The organism is Mesoplasma entomophilum, from assembly GCF_002804125.1.
Classification (GTDB): domain Bacteria; phylum Bacillota_I; class Bacilli_A; order Mycoplasmatales; family Mycoplasmataceae; genus Mesoplasma; species Mesoplasma entomophilum.
On the sequence record NZ_CP024966.1, the window covers coordinates 542,031 to 558,533 of the forward strand.

General features: G+C 27.3%; 18 protein-coding genes. All 18 read right to left on the minus strand.

Features of this window, described 5'->3' with window-relative positions:
* Positions 1-3: 3 nt before the first annotated feature.
* The 18 genes from MENTO_RS02420 to MENTO_RS02500 all read right to left on the minus strand — a co-directional run bounded on the left by MENTO_RS02420 (position 4) and on the right by MENTO_RS02500 (position 16,443).
* On the minus strand, positions 4-1,407 hold the full coding sequence (locus MENTO_RS02420) for an Mbov_0401 family ICE element transposase-like protein (RefSeq protein ID WP_099651277.1): 1,404 nt from the start codon (positions 1,405-1,407) through the stop codon (positions 4-6).
* A 53-nt stretch (positions 1,408-1,460) separates the two neighbouring features.
* Complete coding sequence (locus tag MENTO_RS02425) at positions 1,461-3,182, minus strand: hypothetical protein (RefSeq protein WP_099651278.1); 1,722 nt, start codon at positions 3,180-3,182, stop codon at positions 1,461-1,463.
* An 87-nt stretch (positions 3,183-3,269) separates the two neighbouring features.
* Entirely contained in the window at positions 3,270-3,776 is a 507-nt protein-coding gene (locus MENTO_RS02430) for a hypothetical protein (protein WP_099651279.1), read from the minus strand.
* A 289-nt stretch (positions 3,777-4,065) separates the two neighbouring features.
* Positions 4,066-4,446, minus strand: coding sequence for a hypothetical protein (locus tag MENTO_RS02435; RefSeq protein ID WP_099651280.1), 381 nt, complete (start codon positions 4,444-4,446; stop codon positions 4,066-4,068).
* Positions 4,447-4,464: 18 nt separating this feature from the next.
* A complete protein-coding gene (locus tag MENTO_RS02440; protein WP_157769390.1) occupies positions 4,465-6,660 on the minus strand; it encodes a hypothetical protein in 2,196 nt (731 codons plus the stop codon).
* Positions 6,605-8,047: a hypothetical protein gene (locus tag MENTO_RS02445; protein ID WP_099651282.1), complete on the minus strand. Its 1,443-nt coding sequence runs from the start codon at positions 8,045-8,047 to the stop codon at positions 6,605-6,607. The genes MENTO_RS02440 and MENTO_RS02445 overlap by 56 nt, the downstream gene beginning before the upstream one ends.
* Before the next feature lie 3 nt (positions 8,048-8,050).
* Positions 8,051-8,299, minus strand: a complete 249-nt coding sequence (locus MENTO_RS02450) for a hypothetical protein (RefSeq protein WP_099651283.1) — start codon at positions 8,297-8,299, stop codon at positions 8,051-8,053.
* Between the two features lie 15 nt (positions 8,300-8,314).
* Positions 8,315-9,763 carry a hypothetical protein gene (locus MENTO_RS02455; RefSeq protein WP_099651284.1) on the minus strand — a complete coding sequence of 483 codons (1,449 nt, stop codon included), beginning with the start codon at positions 9,761-9,763 and terminating at the stop codon, positions 8,315-8,317.
* Positions 9,753-11,396: a hypothetical protein gene (locus MENTO_RS02460; protein WP_099651285.1), complete on the minus strand. Its 1,644-nt coding sequence runs from the start codon at positions 11,394-11,396 to the stop codon at positions 9,753-9,755. Before MENTO_RS02460 ends, MENTO_RS02455 begins: the two co-directional genes overlap by 11 nt.
* Before the next feature lie 17 nt (positions 11,397-11,413).
* Entirely contained in the window at positions 11,414-12,469 is a 1,056-nt protein-coding gene (locus MENTO_RS02465) for a hypothetical protein (protein WP_099651286.1), read from the minus strand.
* Between the two features lie 16 nt (positions 12,470-12,485).
* Positions 12,486-12,902, minus strand: coding sequence for a hypothetical protein (locus tag MENTO_RS02470; protein ID WP_099651287.1), 417 nt, complete (start codon positions 12,900-12,902; stop codon positions 12,486-12,488).
* A 74-nt stretch (positions 12,903-12,976) separates the two neighbouring features.
* Positions 12,977-13,288: a hypothetical protein gene (locus MENTO_RS02475; RefSeq protein ID WP_041356913.1), complete on the minus strand. Its 312-nt coding sequence runs from the start codon at positions 13,286-13,288 to the stop codon at positions 12,977-12,979.
* Positions 13,269-13,763: a hypothetical protein gene (locus tag MENTO_RS02480; RefSeq protein ID WP_099651288.1), complete on the minus strand. Its 495-nt coding sequence runs from the start codon at positions 13,761-13,763 to the stop codon at positions 13,269-13,271. The genes MENTO_RS02475 and MENTO_RS02480 overlap by 20 nt, the downstream gene beginning before the upstream one ends.
* Before the next feature lie 287 nt (positions 13,764-14,050).
* Positions 14,051-14,326, minus strand: a complete 276-nt coding sequence (locus MENTO_RS02485) for a hypothetical protein (RefSeq protein ID WP_099651289.1) — start codon at positions 14,324-14,326, stop codon at positions 14,051-14,053.
* 51 nt (positions 14,327-14,377) lie between these two features.
* On the minus strand, positions 14,378-14,638 hold the full coding sequence (locus tag MENTO_RS02490) for a hypothetical protein (protein ID WP_099651290.1): 261 nt from the start codon (positions 14,636-14,638) through the stop codon (positions 14,378-14,380).
* A 33-nt stretch (positions 14,639-14,671) separates the two neighbouring features.
* Positions 14,672-15,019 (minus strand): hypothetical protein, encoded by a 348-nt coding sequence (locus MENTO_RS02495; protein WP_099651291.1) that lies wholly within the window; start codon positions 15,017-15,019, stop codon positions 14,672-14,674.
* Positions 15,020-15,356: 337 nt separating this feature from the next.
* The gene (locus tag MENTO_RS03995) at positions 15,357-15,443 is read right to left on the minus strand and encodes a lipoprotein (protein ID WP_167372710.1); all 87 of its coding nucleotides are present in this window, start codon (positions 15,441-15,443) and stop codon (positions 15,357-15,359) included.
* A gap of 37 nt (positions 15,444-15,480) precedes the next feature.
* Complete coding sequence (locus MENTO_RS02500; protein ID WP_099651292.1) at positions 15,481-16,443, minus strand: Fic family protein; 963 nt, start codon at positions 16,441-16,443, stop codon at positions 15,481-15,483.
* Positions 16,444-16,503: the final 60 nt, after the last annotated feature.

Here is a 16,503-nt window from a genome sequence, read left to right on the forward strand (position 1 = left end):
CTTTTATTTGTACATTTTATGTTGTTTTATCATGTCAATATGTTTAGCAAACTTAGAATCAGCAAAAGCAATGACCCCATTTTTAACTCCATTTCTGAAATCTTTGTTTCTTAACATTCTTCAAGTATGGTGTTTATTTTCAAATGCGTTTATTTCAATTTGAACATTTTTTTCATGTTTTCAAATATCAAAAGCATTTAAACAATTAATTTTTCCGGCTCTTAAAGCTATTAAATTCTTAAAAGTTTTAACAGCATAAGACTTAGAGTTACTTATTGACTTAATAAAATGGTAAACATTAGATTCAGTATAGCAACCATTGTATCAGTCTTCTTGATAAGCAAATATACCTTCTAAATTATTCTTTATATATCGAATAGCTTCTTTTAATAAAACTTTCTTATTATCAGTAGCACTATGAGTTAATATCTTTAATTTCTCAATAGCTTTAAAAGGATCTGTTTTTATATCTTCCATTATTAAGTTACATAATTGATTTAATCCAGCTGGATTATTTCATTTAGTAAAAGGAAGACCTTTTCTTATCTTTGCTTTCAAGTGAAAGAAGTCTAAAACTAATTTAGCGTCTAATTCTTCTGCAACTTTTTTAATGTAGTCATCTCCATCACCACATACAATTACTTGTCTTTCTTTATCACCATAGAATTCTTTAATCTTTTCTTTAACAAGTTCAGCAAACTTTGTAGTTGAAGGAGATCTAGTTTTTTGTTTATTTATTTGGTAAATGATTCTTTTGTGAACTAATTTAGAATTGCGATTGTCTTTAGTATCTGAAACTCCTAAATAAAGAACCGCTAATCTAACTCTATGCTTTACTGACTTAAGTTTTTCTTCCTCTTCGTCAAATTCTTTAAGCTTCAAGAATGCATCATCTGTTGAAACATAAACATAATCATAATTGTTTACGTCACTTGGGATTTGATAATCAAGATCAGCTGATATTTCACTTAAATTCTCAATATCCATTTTTTTTATAATTCTTGAAACTGTGGATTTATCTATTATTGCTCTAGGGTGAGAATTTATTATATCTTTGTATTTCATTCCTGCTGAAACCTGCTTAAGAATCTTATCAATATATTCATAGCTTATTTTTTGATATTTCTCTAGCTGCAAGTAATCATCAACTAAGCATCTAGTATTTCATTTACGATCAATAGAATTTCATATTTTATATTTAGTTCTTTTAAAAGTTAAAACACCTTCACTAGTTAAAATAGTTCTTTTAACATATCCATTAATATAATATCCTTCTGCTTTACGCCAATCACTATTCTTAATTTCTAAGTCTAGTTCTTGTATTTTTTCTAGCATATCATCTATTAATAGGTTTAAGTGAAAGTCTTTTAATTCATCAAAAACTTCAATTTGATTTATTACTTTCATAGTTGTCCTCCTACATGCTACCATTTTACAAAAAAAAGAACCTTGTAGGTTCTTTATTCAAAAAGATTGTATCTAAAGTAGCTTAAAGCATGTTCAGCTGCATTAATTGCATCCAATTTATTTTTCTTAGGTGTTTCATCTCTAATGTTCTTTTTAGGGTGAAGTTTACAATTATGTAATTCATCGTATAAATAGCCATGTTTCTTAATTACTACTTCTACACCTTGTATTTCTTTAGTTACTTTAAGTTCATTAGCAAAAAATAACTTCTTCTCATTTAGTAACCTTTTTCACATGTAATGTCTTGATTCAATTTTTCATCCTTTAGAACCAGTTGAAACAAAGCATGTAAAGTTTTTTTCTAATGTTTCACGTTTATGATCATACTTTCTTTCTAAAATACCTATTAAAAAATCTTTTACTGTTCTAGAATCAGCACCAATTTTAAATCTTATATGTTCCTCAAATTTGCCTCTACCTGTACCAAATTCGTAATTAACTGTTTTGTCATTAATAAATTTAGCTATACAACTTACTTTATCTTCCATGTTTTTAAACTTCTTTGTTGATATAGAGAGTTCATCTAAAATGTAAACACCTTTAACAATACCAGAGATAGCATCTAGTTCAAAACCCATTAATATAGTTACTGCATCATCTCCACTGTCTCCACCATCAGCATAATCTGAACCGATTCTAATTTGGTCAAATCATCATCTTTTAGTTTCATCATAGTAAAATTTATCTTTACTAAAGAATTGAGCATTTTCTAATAAATCTTTTCTATATGCATATTTATCTATTTGCATTTGATTTTCATCTCCTTTAAATAAAGTATTGTATGTTTCAGGTCAACGCTGTTTAATACCTTTGGCTAATTCCATTACTTTAGGGTTTAAGTTATCTTTATTAATTGCTGTAGTTCCACGAATTACTGTTGCCCCCATATTTAAGAATGTAGGGTCTTCTCTGTAACTAACTGCATTTATGTCTAACTCCTCTTTAACTTCATCAGTTAATGGCGCTATTTCATCCATAAACATTTGATAAATAGGGTGATTAGTGTCATGATTATTAAAACCGAAAATAATATAATGTTTCTTATACATTTGTCATGTTTCATTTTTATTAAAAGGCAAAGGTATTGTTCCTTTAAGTTGTGGCAATGGTTCAAAGCATGTAGTTAAGTTTTTACCACGCACAACTTGAGTCATAAGGTTTACCAACTTATAAACATACTCAGCTTCATCAATTATTTCTTCACCTAAAGGAATAACCTCATCAATAGCAAACATTCCTATTTCACCAATTGCAGCAGGTACACCTTCTCATTTACTTGTGTTATCAAAACCTATAACGTTTATTTCTCTGCCATTTTCAAAGACTCATCCACATTTAGATTCAGAGTTGAATTCTTTGATAAGTGCATTTTTATTTTGTCCTATTTGCTCAATAACAGTAACACCATAATTCTCATGAAGAAAGTTCATTACTTTTTTCATTGTTTTAAAATAGCTTTCTTTAGCTGATGCATAAGTATATTTAGCTAACTGAGCGTTATAGTCCTCAAAATTACATACAAGAAATAAAGCTAGTAAACATATTAAGAAAGTCTTACCAAATCCTTTAGCACCTGACATTGCATGGAATAAACTTTTAGTGCTGAATGGTTCTTTAAGTAGATCATTTCAAACTCTGTCCAAAACGTCAAAGGTAAAATTAAAATTATTTTCAGTTGGCTTTAGGTCTTTCCATTTAGTTATTTTATGTTCCATGTGTTTCTCCTTGATAGAGTAATACATAACAACATTTTTTAAAATTGCAATAAAAAAGAAGGATTAACCCTCCTTAAATATATTTCTTTAATTAATTGAATCTAAATTACAGCATTTAAAATTAAAATAAAGTTCTATTATTTTTGATTTACTTTTAATTTTAAACCTATGTTTAACTTTTCTTTTATTAAAACTGCAACAATAAAACATTCAATATATTTTGCGCATCTCTTCATAGTCAGTAACTTTTTCTCTCACTCTTGTATCTTTTATTGAAGAAAAACTATCTTGCTTTTTACAAATACAACAAATTCAATAAAAATTTTTATTAACATGTCTTTCAACAGTATTAACATTTTCTTCAAACTGAAGCAAATAATCTATAAAATATTTTACATATTCTCCATTTGATAATTGCATATTTATTTGAAGTCCAAGATGACGTAAATTCTTTTTAAAATCTTCACTATGCTTAATATAAAGTTTTTCTGCTTCGTTTGAATTATTAATATAATAGAGAACAATAGGAAAAATAACAGCAACTAAAATAGAAGTTGCAGTTAAAACAGAAGTTATTATTTCAGATGTATTCATTTTTACTCCTTAAAAATTTGGGTGGCTCAAGCGTTCATAAGTTTTTATTCATGACGGAAATAAAAAATTTTGCTTGCGGGGTGTTCTAATTATAAAGAGAACTCTACAATAGATAAATTTATACATAAATCACATTACATATAATTTATGTATTATAAATCTATTCTCTTACAAAATTAAACAGGAGTCAAGTAAAATCTTTTTGTTGACGGTAAAAATAAAAATACTTTACGCTTTTACGCCACCCGCCTACTCCCTTGTTTTTTAAAAAAAGAGTAACTGCAATTAGCTACTCTTTTATTATAGGTGTTGGAGGAAATCCAAAAAGACTTGTGAAATATAAAGTATATTCTTCAATTGATCCATATCATGGTTTAGTTGTTCCTTCACCATCTCAATTTAATTTTGTCCCATCTTTAAAATAAAAATATATGGAAGTACTAGTATTTAAATAAGTTTCTTTAAGACTGTAATGGTCTAAATTCGATTTTTTAAATGAAGCTATTATATACTCATCTTTCATTACAAAATTTTTTCCTTCTTTTTGTTGTGCAACATATGCTATGTATTCTAAAACAACAATTTTTTTTTCTGAAAAACAACTAACTGTTGTTGGAACAGTTGATGAAAAAACACTTAAACCAGATAAAGCTAATAAAATTTTTTTCATACAACCCCCACTTGTTCTTTAAATAATTATATCTCTAAAATTATTATAACTGCTATATTTATCAAATAAATTAAGTTTTAAATTAATAATGTTATCAGCAATAAATTCAATTGATCAGGTACCCATACCAAAGAAAGAAGAAATTATTATTTCTTGAATATTTTGTGGATCATTGAAATAAAATTTACCTTCATTTTCAATATACTTATTTGTTAGTGGATTAAAATAAATGTTACCTGAACCATATTGATCAATCATAATTTTAAAATTATCTTTATTATTTGTAAAACATTTCATCTGATATTTTGAAAATTCTCCATTTGCTAATTCCTGGTCTGAAGGAATCGAACTTGGTATAGAAGCTGATTCCGTAGTTTTAGTTAATTCAGGAAAAGCATAGTGATTATAATCTAGTTTATAAATTTCATTATTTGAAATATTTTTATTTTTAGGTTCAATTCCATCTTTTGTGAAATTAAAATAATTTGATTTTAATCTCACTTTAATATCTTCGTAAGAAACATATTTACTAGGATTATCAATCTGATAAGTCATTTCAAAATAATAAGGTAACAATATTTTATAATCATCATTATCACCTTTATTTATAGAAAAATTGGATTTTAAAGTTCCCGATAGCATGGCAAATATACCTTCAATTCTTTTAATTAAATTTGGATTTGCATTTACAATTTTTCTATTTATGCTTTTTCAAGCCAATCAGTTATTAGTTGTTACCGAATATCTATCTTGTCCTGAATATTTTTGATTCAGTAAATATATATCTTTGTCTGCTATTGTTTCTACACTTTGTCCGCCGTTTATTTCAATTTTTGTTGCACCTTTAAATTCATAGTCCTTTCAAAAAGATTCTGTTAACATTTGTAAAACAACTTTTACAGCTGTATCAATATCTTGTGCACCTGGTGAATTATAATTTACTTTATATGAATTTTCATTTCTGTATTCAGTGACATTTCAAACATGTTTCCTATGGTCAACAAAAGAATTAGATTGGGGATATCATTTGCAAGTTAATCTTAAATTATTGCTTGTCTTAGACAATTCACTTATTTCAATTTTTGAACTTCTTGTATAACGGCTTTCTTGCATTGTGCAAGTTTCTCATTCAGGGTCTTCAGGGTTTATAGCACTATATACTGTAAAATTATTACCTGAAACTTTTTTTTCAGCTTCAAGTTTTTGTATGCCTTCAATGCTTATTGTTTTTAATGAAGGATCTTCTTTTGAAAAAGATATAAACTTAGCTAATGAAAATTCTTCATCATAATTAACTCCCAAATCATCTAAATAAGAAAAAATATCTTTCAATGGTATTATTTGATCACTACTTCAGTAATCTATAAGATTTAACGTAGGTGTGGTTTGAAAAGGAAAAGTAAGTTTTTTAAAAACATGTGTGTCTTTATCAGCAACTAAATCAGGAAAATGTCCTTCTTCATTAACTGGCTTAATGTTTCCAACTAACGTTCCTAAGGGAGTTTTAACACCTAGACCTTTAATCTTACCTTTTATAGGTTCTGAATTAACAATTATTAGAGGTTGAGCATCATATAAGCTAGTAAACTCATCAATAGGTACAAAGTCAATGTCATATTCATCTTCAGTAGAATTATATGTTAGTCTTTGGTTTAAATATTTGGGTACTGAGTCAAAGTTTTCATCAGTTAATTTTTCTTCAGTAATTAAATAAAGTTTATTAATATCAAATAACTTCATTTCTTTTTCCAATGCTGATGCATATTCTTCTATTTGCTCATCTTCTCAATCTTCAATTTCTTTATCACTTAATTTAAGTAAGTCAGCATTAAAGTCGAATACCCCACTAATTCTTTTACTATTCTTAATTAATTGCTCACTAAAGTTAGCAGGATCAGTAAATTCGTTTAATTCATAAGTTGAATCTTCCTTCTCCATAAATAATTGAATCTTAATCACTTTATCAGGTGTTGTACACATGATAGTTGTTTTCTCTTTAGCTATTCGAATACCTTCAGTTAATTCTCTACCTGTTAATGTTGTTAAAGGGTAAAAATAAAAGTTTTTAACTTCACTACCTAAATAAGTTAGTTCTTTTAAGTAGTCTTTTTTTTGATAACGTTTTAATGCAGAAAATGATGCTATAAATTCAGCATCACTATTTTCTTTTAATTCAGTTTCAAATTCTTCTAAGTAATCCTTGTTGATCATCATTTGTTTCCTCCATGTTATTTGGTGTTGATGCTAATCCTATTGATGCATCACTTGTTCCTAATTTTGCTTGTTGAATAGTTTGGTTAACATTCTTATCTGTTGTTAAGTCAAAATCAATATCTACTACTATATCTTCTAAATCAAATTTGTTTAATGTATCTAATTCTTGTATGTTACATTCTTTTAATACTTTTAAGAATTTGTATGCAAAGTCTTTTAAGAAATCTTTAACAAACATTTTCTCACGCTCTAATTGAGGTGAAGTTAAGAATTGTCTAGCTACAATTTCAGAACTTGACTGTTGAGCTGATTTAATTTCATCAAAACTTGGCATCCCAACGTCTTCTCTAAGCTCTTTTAACAATGTGTTTCGTGTATCTTGAACTGTCTTCATTGTAGAACTAGGTTGAAACACAACTACATTGTCTGATAGGTTAATTAGTTGGCCATCCATATCAATTGGTGCAAACTGCACAAACGCATCATTTAATAATTTACTAATAAAGTCATAATTATCTTTACCTTGAGTTGGAGTTGTTACTGGTGAACCATTAAACATAATACCGCCACGTTCTCAAACAGGGGCTATTGCTAAATGCTCATCATATTTATCTAAAACTTTCAATCTAGTTTCTACCGCACTCATTCTAGGTGATTCTAATGCATTGTTTTTTAATACACAAACTGGAATAAAATCATAATTTAATTTAATTTCTTTAAAATGATCTCTTCAATCACTTTCTCAGTTTTCCTGTTCTAGTAATTTACCTTTTTGATAAATTGAGTAAGTCATTGTAACAGTTTTATCTTTATTTAAAATATAAGTTCTTCTTAATGTTGTATGTTGTTTACTTGATTGGAAAGAAAAGTCTTCATATTCAACTTCAATTTTAGTAATAACGTCATTTATAGAATTTTTATAGATTATTTTAACTGGCATAATATTTGGCTCTGTTTCACTAAAAGTCATAATTGATCTACCTGTTATTTCTTTAGTGATTAAGAAACCATAAGAACCATAAGTTCCAGACTTAAATTTAGCTGTATTAAATTTTGTAGCTCAACCTTTGTTTTGTAAATACTTTAAAAAAATTTGAAGTAAAGCATCTTGTACTTCACCATTTCTATTTGTTAATACAAACTTAAATGTACTAGGGTCAAATAAATCAGCAAAGTATTGATTAATCAAATTTGATTTTTCTTTAGCTGTGTTTATAACTAAAGAATTTTTATAAATCATTTTTAATAAACCTTCTGCTTCTTTACCTTTAAACACTTCGCCAGAAGTATTTGCAACTTCCATTGATGCTTGAGAATCTGCTTGAGTTTGTCTTTTAAATTCTTCATTCAATTGTGCTGCTGTTTTTTTCTTTGGGTTTGCTGGCATATTCTATTTTCCTTTCTCTAGTAATCTATCCAGTTTTTTATTAACTTCTTTAATATCTTTTCTAATTAAGTCAATATGTTCTTTTGTATTATCTTGTTTAATTTCAAGCGCAATAATTTTGTCTTTATTTTCTTGTGACAGTTGTTCAATTTGTTTCTTTGTGTCCTTTTTATGAAAAGTACTTATTAAAGAAGCAAAACCAGCAAACATTGCTGATATAACTGCTACTACTAATGCTGCTATTGATTCCATATTATTTATTCCTTTCTAATTTAATTTGAATATATGAAGTTCACAAGTGTCAGAATCTAGTTGAGGCTTGTTCACATCACTTTTTGTGTATTCAGCTCAACCTTGATGTATTCTAACTCCTCTGGCATAACCAGCCTTATTATTTAAAGTATCAGTAACAGTGCTTATTTCAGCAAAAGAACCATTCTTTCCGACAATATTAAATGATCCTGCCATCTCTCTTCCAAAAAAACTTGGAAAGTGAACCCCTACGTAATAAATGGTATTAAAATCCAAATCTAAACTTTTATTTTCACCAGTTTTTAAAGTTACGCTTTTAACAAATTCATAAGTTTTTTTTGATTGTATATCCTTAACAGATGTCCACAAATTATCAACTTGAATTTGGTGATCACCAATTTTTTCTTTTAAAGGAATCAACTCCGTTTTATTTGCTTTATCTTTAATTGTTGCTATATCCGCAACATTATTATTTAAAGTTTCTAAATCTTTCTTTTGTTCTTCTGTAAGTCCAGCTCTATTAACAAAATCTTCATCTGCTCTTAATTTTTTGTAAGTTATATTTCCTACATTTTCATTGAATGAATCAATCAATGAAATTTCTTTAGCTACTTCAGTTTGAAAGTCTTTATTTGATATAGCTAATTCTTTAATAGCATCTAAAACTTTAGTATTTTTTGCCATTAATTCTTCAATAGCTTTTTGGAAGTCCTTATTATTTGAAATTAATGTCATTAAAGTATTTTTAAAAGCATCATTGTTTGCAAGAATTATTGCTACTTTGTCTTGAAAGTCTTTATCAGTACCTAATCTATTAAATAAGTAATCTTTTAATTCTTTATTATCACCAACCATAGTAGCAATAATATTTCTGAATTCTTCATCTTTTTTAATATCTTCTTTTATTATGTCTTTCATTTTAATAATGTAATTATCCTGTTCAGCTATCAATGTATCTATTTCATTTTTGTCATAGAATAATGCTGGATCAAGTAAGAAAGGTATTCCTTCATTTTCACAATATGATCTATATAATGTTTGAATGCTTGACATGTTGAATGCTCTTCATGCCATTGTTCCAACTAATTGCTCAACTGATGAAAGTGTTGTTGTAGAAGAATCGGTTCTTCCATTATTTAAGCTTGTTTGGTTTGTTCTTACAGTTTCATTAATTTCCATGTCATTCATGATTAAGAAATCGATTGCTAAGTAAGTAAAATGAATTAAGTATTTTTGTGTATTCTCGGGTAACTGTTTAGTGTTAAAAATACGATCAATAATACCTCCTACTTTTTGATTAGCCATTTCTTGTGCTAAATATGCATTCTTATTAAAAAACTCTTCTCCAGTTTTATAACCTATTTTTTGCATATAAGTTGTAAGGCTCTTTAATCTAGAACCTAAGGGTCATTTATTCACATAGTCTTCATAACTAGTGATATCTCATAATTTGTTATATTGCATGTTTTATCTGCACCACCTTTTTTATTGTTTTTTTTCTTGTATGATTTGCTATATCATTTCTAGCTCATGTATTATCTCAACGTCCTTTTTTGATTGATTTAATAACTGATGAACTAAATATCATTCCACCTGGAACAAATGAAATAGCATTATTTATGCTTTTATTTATTATTTTATTTTTTTGTTTATTTGTTTCTTTTCTTGTTTTGGATTTTACAGACTCTAAAAAACCTATTCTAAGTATTGTTTTTAACACTCTAACTTTTGTTTGAAATCTTCTTATTTCTTTGTACACTTTTCTAGTCCCAGGTGTTAATAAAGAAAGCATACTTAATTTAGATTGTCTAAATCCATGACCTAAAGCAAAGTTTTCATTATAGTAAATATCTTGATTATCAGCTAAAGCAAATTCTTGAACTTCTTTTAAGTTACTTCAAACTCTTACAGAATTGTAGTTACTAATTCTAGTATCTTTTTTTCACTTATAAGGTTTCTTTCAAATATGTAACATACCTGTGCCATCAATTCCTGTCATTTCAAATTTATATGCTAATAAGAATGATTTTTCTTGACATGGTATTAAATTATACTTTTTAACTATATCTTTACCTATTTTGTTTAGTTTAGGAAAATACTTGGCAACCGCTGTCTGGTGTAATTCCTTTATAGCGTCTTCTAATGGCTTTGTAGCATCGTTAACAAGTTTATTCGCTCAATAGAAGGGATTTAGTTTTTTTGCCTTGTTTTTGAAAGATTTAAGGTTCTTCTTATATGCAACTAATAAAGTATCTTGAAACTTAGACTGCATTCTTAAATTATTTAATTCTGCTAAAGTATTATTACCTACTTTTGTAGTTGATAATTTCGTAAGTGCATTGAAAGCTTCTAAATCATCAAATCTCAAAAATTGATCGTAACTAACGTTTAATTCATTTTTTAAAATTAAATCTAATTTAGAGGTTTTAACTGTTGTTTTAGCATAAATTAAACTAGGATTAATTTGCTGAATAACTCTTTGTATTTCTAAATAACTTTTTAGTTGATCATAAGTTAAGGACTTAATCTCTTTTTTCATAGAAGCATTTGATACTTGAAATATACTTGCTAGTATTTGAGCATCTGTTACTGTTTTACCAAAAGCTATTTTTGTTTGGTCTTTTAGAATAACGTCTTTTAAAGCTAATTGATTTGACAATTGGTAAAAGTTTTTAATTTGACCTTCAATGCCTATTTCTTTAAGTATTCCAGACTGATTAACTAATTTTAATAATTTGTCTTCTTTTAAAGCTCTACCAATCTTTCCTATATCTGTTACTGCAAATACTGCATTAAAGATTAAATTTTGAGTAGTAACATCATTTCTAACTGCATCAAAGAAAGTAGAAACAGCAAAATTAACTGTTGTTTGAATTGCTGAAGAGGCTATTGCAGAACCTAACTGAGTTAAACCTGCACCAGCAACTGCAGCTGATCCAACTCCCGCTGTTGCTATTCCCGCTGTAATTGCTAAAACTTGTATTAAGAAAATTCCCCAAAAAGAATCAAAAAATGCTTTTTGTTCATTCTGGGGATTAACATAAGTTATTTTCTTTTTATACGTAACAACCTGATTAGGCTGTAACTTTCTTGGCATGGTGTTTAAATCCTAAATTAAGCTGGTTTTTCTTCACTAGATGAAGCATTATTTTTTTTGTTTTTAACTACTTCTTTTTCTAGTGATTCAACTTTTGCTAAAAGTTCAGCTTTTTCTTCTTCAACTTTATTTTTTTCTTCTTCAGATAATTGAATATCTTCTTTAGCAATTGCTAATAAGTTTTCAAGTTCTTTTATTCTTTCTTTTGTTTCAATTAAGTTATCTTTGAATGATTCATTACCTGTATCAGCTACTGGAATACCAATAACCATTTCAGGCATTGCTACGTTTGAACCGTAAAATTCATTAACAACAGTTGCAATTTGACCAATAAAGTTACCTTGTGTGTATTCATAAGATTGCAATTCTGTATGAATTGCTAATGCTCAGGCGTATGCTTGTGGTGGCAATGCAATGAAGTCATAACCTAATTTATGAATAGGTGCAACAACAACGTTGTAACCTAAAACTTCTGTAATTTTAACTGAAGTATTTTCAACATTTCTATCAACACATTCTAATTTTGCTTTAATGATCATGTTTCTAACTTTTGGAGAAATAAAAATGATTGCGTCTTCTAAAGAATATTTTCTTTCTTCTGCTTCACTTTCAAGTTCAGTAAAGAAATCTACAATTGTATCTTTGTTTAATTCTGCTGGAGCAGTAATTTTTTTAGAAACTCCTTCAGCAATTGCTTTTAAAGTATAAGTGTCTAATTCTTGCCCTTCTTGTAAAGTTATTGTTTTAGCTTTATTACCAGCTCATGTTGAAGGATCAGCTGGGACATTAGCCTTATCAATTTTTGTATGTGAGTTAAAAATTTGATTTAACTCAACTTCCACAACTTTTTCGTGTGAATCTGTTACTGGAATACCATCTTCTTGTGATCAGGTTTTTCCAGTTTTAGCTAAAAGCATTAAGGGCATTAAAACTTTTGATTTAAACGCTCCACCTTCTTGTCGTAATTCATTTGCAAATATTGGGTAGTATTTACCACTTTTTAATAAAGATTCAAACTTTCAAGTATCAGAGTAAATCTCATTAATATGATCTATATTTATTTTTGATGCCATATATTATATTTCCTATCTAATTTATTTTTTTGTTTTTTAAATTTATTCCTAAATTCATAATAATTTTTTGTTTTTTTTCTTCAGGCAATGCATTAATTCGCTCTAAAGCTTGTTCTGCATTTATATTTGCCCGAAATCTTTGAATTATACCTCAAAGTTGTTCTTCTGTTAAACCAAACTCATTTAATCTTTGTCTTCATGATTTTTGTTCAACAGGGTCTGGGTTGCTGTCTGCAGCTTCTTCAATAATTTCATCAACTTCGTCAACACTATCTGTGCTTTCATCAAGAACTTGATTGTCTTCTGTAGAATCTGTAGAATCTTCATCAGAACTTTTAGCGTCTGGGACTTCAATTTCTTCAAAAAGGTATTGACCATTTTCGTCAACCATTTCGTTTCCATTTTCGTCTAGTTTAATAACTCTTCTTAACATAATTTTCTATACACCTCCAAGATGAGTTAATACATAACAACATTTTTTGAAAAAGCAATAGAAAAAAGAAAGAATTATTCTAAAATTCCTTCTTTTGTTCATTTTGTTATGTTATCTATAGCTGCAAAGTTTCCTGTAGCTGTTGGATACCATATATTTACAAATTTTCCTTTAACACTAATAACGTCTCCAATTTTTAGATCCATCATTTCATACATTATTGATTCTTGTTTAGCATAAGCAAAAATTGTTCCACCTTTAAAGCCTATTTTAATTTCTAAACTAAGTTCTTTGTTTTTGTCCTCTTTAAGCTTAGGTATTGTTCTAACGTCTCCCATAATCTGAATTTTAGCTCATGTGTCTTGCTTAGTCATTTTTTTTATCATGTTTCTTTTCCCTTCCTAAAAAGTTCTCACAACTTCAACCATAAACTTCCTCTTTAAAATGAGCCATCATTATTACTTCTGCATCTAATTCATGATCACTATAATTTCTTTTTGTTTTTTTCAAATTTGCTTTTAATGTTCTGTCTTTATGATTAGGTTGATGACCTTTAAATTTTTCTCTATAAACATATTTAAGTATTCCAACTAATTCTCTAGTTGCTTTAACTTCTTCTCATTTTTCTATTCCTTTATGGGGAACTTCTACTATTACTTCTTTAATAGACAAATCATCATACTTGTCTTTAACTTTATTAATATAATCTATTATCTTAATAGCTGCTTCTACTGGACTATTAGCTTCTATATTAGTATTTCATGTTCTTGGTCAATATGTAGGATTTCATTCTTTAATAACTATACCTGTAGTTCCTATACCACTAGGATCTATTCCTACTACTATTTTCTTTTCTTTCATAAGTTATATTTCTTTCTACTCATGAACGTTAATTAAATTATAGAATAGGGTTTTTCAAAAATAAAGTTTCTTTTCGAAGAAAAAGAAATTTATAGTTGTCTCATTGAATACTAACTAAAACCTTAGTGAAGTACTTATTAAATACTAATTGAAATTTTAAAAGTTAAATTTGCTGCTAAATATTAAATTTGTTATTAAAACAAGCAACAAAAAAACCATTAGTTAAAACTAACGCTTATTTTTATGTGTTAAATGATTAATTATTTATTCGCTAGTACGTTTTCAAATTATCATTCAATATCTATATTTTTATCCATTACAAATTCATTTTTAACTTCTTTAGGAGGAGACTCCTTATCCTTACCTTCTTTGTCTAGATATGATTTAGTAACAAGTTGATCTAACTCTAAATTTACTTCAGATACTTTAATTTCTGTTACATTAAATTCTTTTTGCATTTTAATAATGTTTCTTACTTGAGTAGCTGCTTTATCTTTAATTGTTTTAAGACCATTTTTGATTGAAGCTATTAACTGTCTTGTAAAGTGAGCGCAGATATTCATTAATTCCACTAAATGATTAAAACCTAATGCTTTACATGCTAATTGCTTATATTACCCTTTTTCTCATATATATGAATATGATCATTGCATAAAATCTTTTTTTGGTATTCAAATATAGAAGTACTCTTTTTCATTATTGTTGTCAGTAACAAACTTTTTAGGCACGTTAAAACTTCTTACAACATTGCCATCTTCTGAAGGGACAATTATTCTAAGAGTATCTTTAGTTGAACGTTCTTTATCAACTAGTCTTCTAGCTATTGGTACATTTCAACCTTTAATAGCTGCTTTTTTAACTTTTGTCTGTGCCATACTGTTTCCTACTTTCTATTTTCTAAATATTTTTTAACATTTGAATTTTTCCTCAGTGTAAAGTTCATTAAAAAGCTCTTTACCTAATAAGTCTTCTAGTTCTAAAACTCCGTTGTCTAGCTTAAGTAATTCTTTTACTGCTAAATCAATTGCTTCAGATAACTTAGTTAATTTAAAACTAAGCTGAGGTATAGTTCATTCTTCAATGTCCAATCTTTCTTCATTTTCTACAAATTCTACTTTTAGTTTCCTTTTTAAAAATCTAATTTCTAATTTTCCTTTTTCTATAGTTTTATTGCTAAGATAAATAAAAATTCTTAGACCTATTATTGAATACTCAGTTTCACCTGTTATTTTTTTGTAATATTCTTTAAATTTCATAGTTGTCCTCCTATGATTCTTTAAAAATTAAATTCTAACAGCAACCAACAAAATTAACGTTCACATAATTTTATAAAGAGGACAACTCTTTTTGATTTGTTGGCTGGTATTAGGACTTAATTAAAAAAGAACCCTTCCAAAAGAGTTCTTTTCTTATTTTGCACTAACTATTCAACTTGCCCGTTCTGTTGTTTCATAAGCAATAGTAGCCCAGCATCAATAATGTATTTTACCGTTGTTTTATCAGACATTTTATTATTTGGATTTTTAGTGTTAAATGCTGCAGTAATAGTTGGTGCCTCTTTATATTTTAGCTTTCCTAAACTTCAAACAAATGTTACTTTTCATTACTACATGAAACAGCAAAAAAAGCACCTGTTGCTGTTAAAACAATTGTTTCTAAAATAGATAATCTCTTTTTCATAAAACAAAAATAAAGTTAATAAAAAGTATAGCCGAGGCTATACTTCAAATTTATTTTTTTCATTATTATAATTTTTAATTTGTTCTAATAATTTATTTGTTGAGATAAAATTTTTCTTAACTTCATCAGAAATTAATTCATTACTTATTATTGTTTTTGACTCATTAAGTATCAGTTTGTAAAAAAAATCTTTGAAATCTGATGGAATTTCTTCAATTAAAGTTCATTCCCTGTTTTTTTCTTTAAAACTTAAAGTCTCATTTAAAAGTCTTAAATATTCTTCATGGTTTTTCTTGTTTTTGATATTAATTGGAAAAAGATTTTGTCTAAAAAACATTCAATCTAAAATTAATCTGCCAGTTCTCCCATTTCCTTCAGCAAAAGGGTGAATAAATTCGAAATTTATATGAAATAATAATGCTGCATTGACCTTTTCTATTTCAGTAGACATCGGATCATTTACAATGCTATTATATTTTTCCAAATTTTTAATCATATTCGATTCGATATAAAATGGACTCATAAAAACCATTTTACTTCCATCTGATTTATTTTTTTCTAATCCTGTAGTTCTATATTCACCAATAATATTTGGATAAACTTGTTTCTGAGTTTTTTTATCTCATGTAGGCATTAATCCATTAACAAATAATCTACTTAAAATACTGACATTAAAATTCTCTAACAATATTTTGCTTATTTGTTTAATATATTCATTATTTATTTCTTTTTTTTGATAAAAACCTATTTTCTCAACAAACTCAATAGCATTTTTAAAATTATAGATTTCTAATTCAATAAATATTTCCTTAATTCTTGCCAAATTTAAGGTTTCTAAAAAGCGATCATTCAAGTTTTTATTAGAGACGGAGTAATATTCTTGTGTTTCTTGTTTTTGATAGAAATATGAAATATACTGTTCTTTTGTCAATTCTTGATTTTCAATTAAGTTAGAGTTAAATCCAATATCTTCTTTTCAATATTTTAAATATTTTTCCATTTAAACACCACCTAAACATAAACATATTATACCAAAAATGTGCCCTATTTTTTTAAAGCA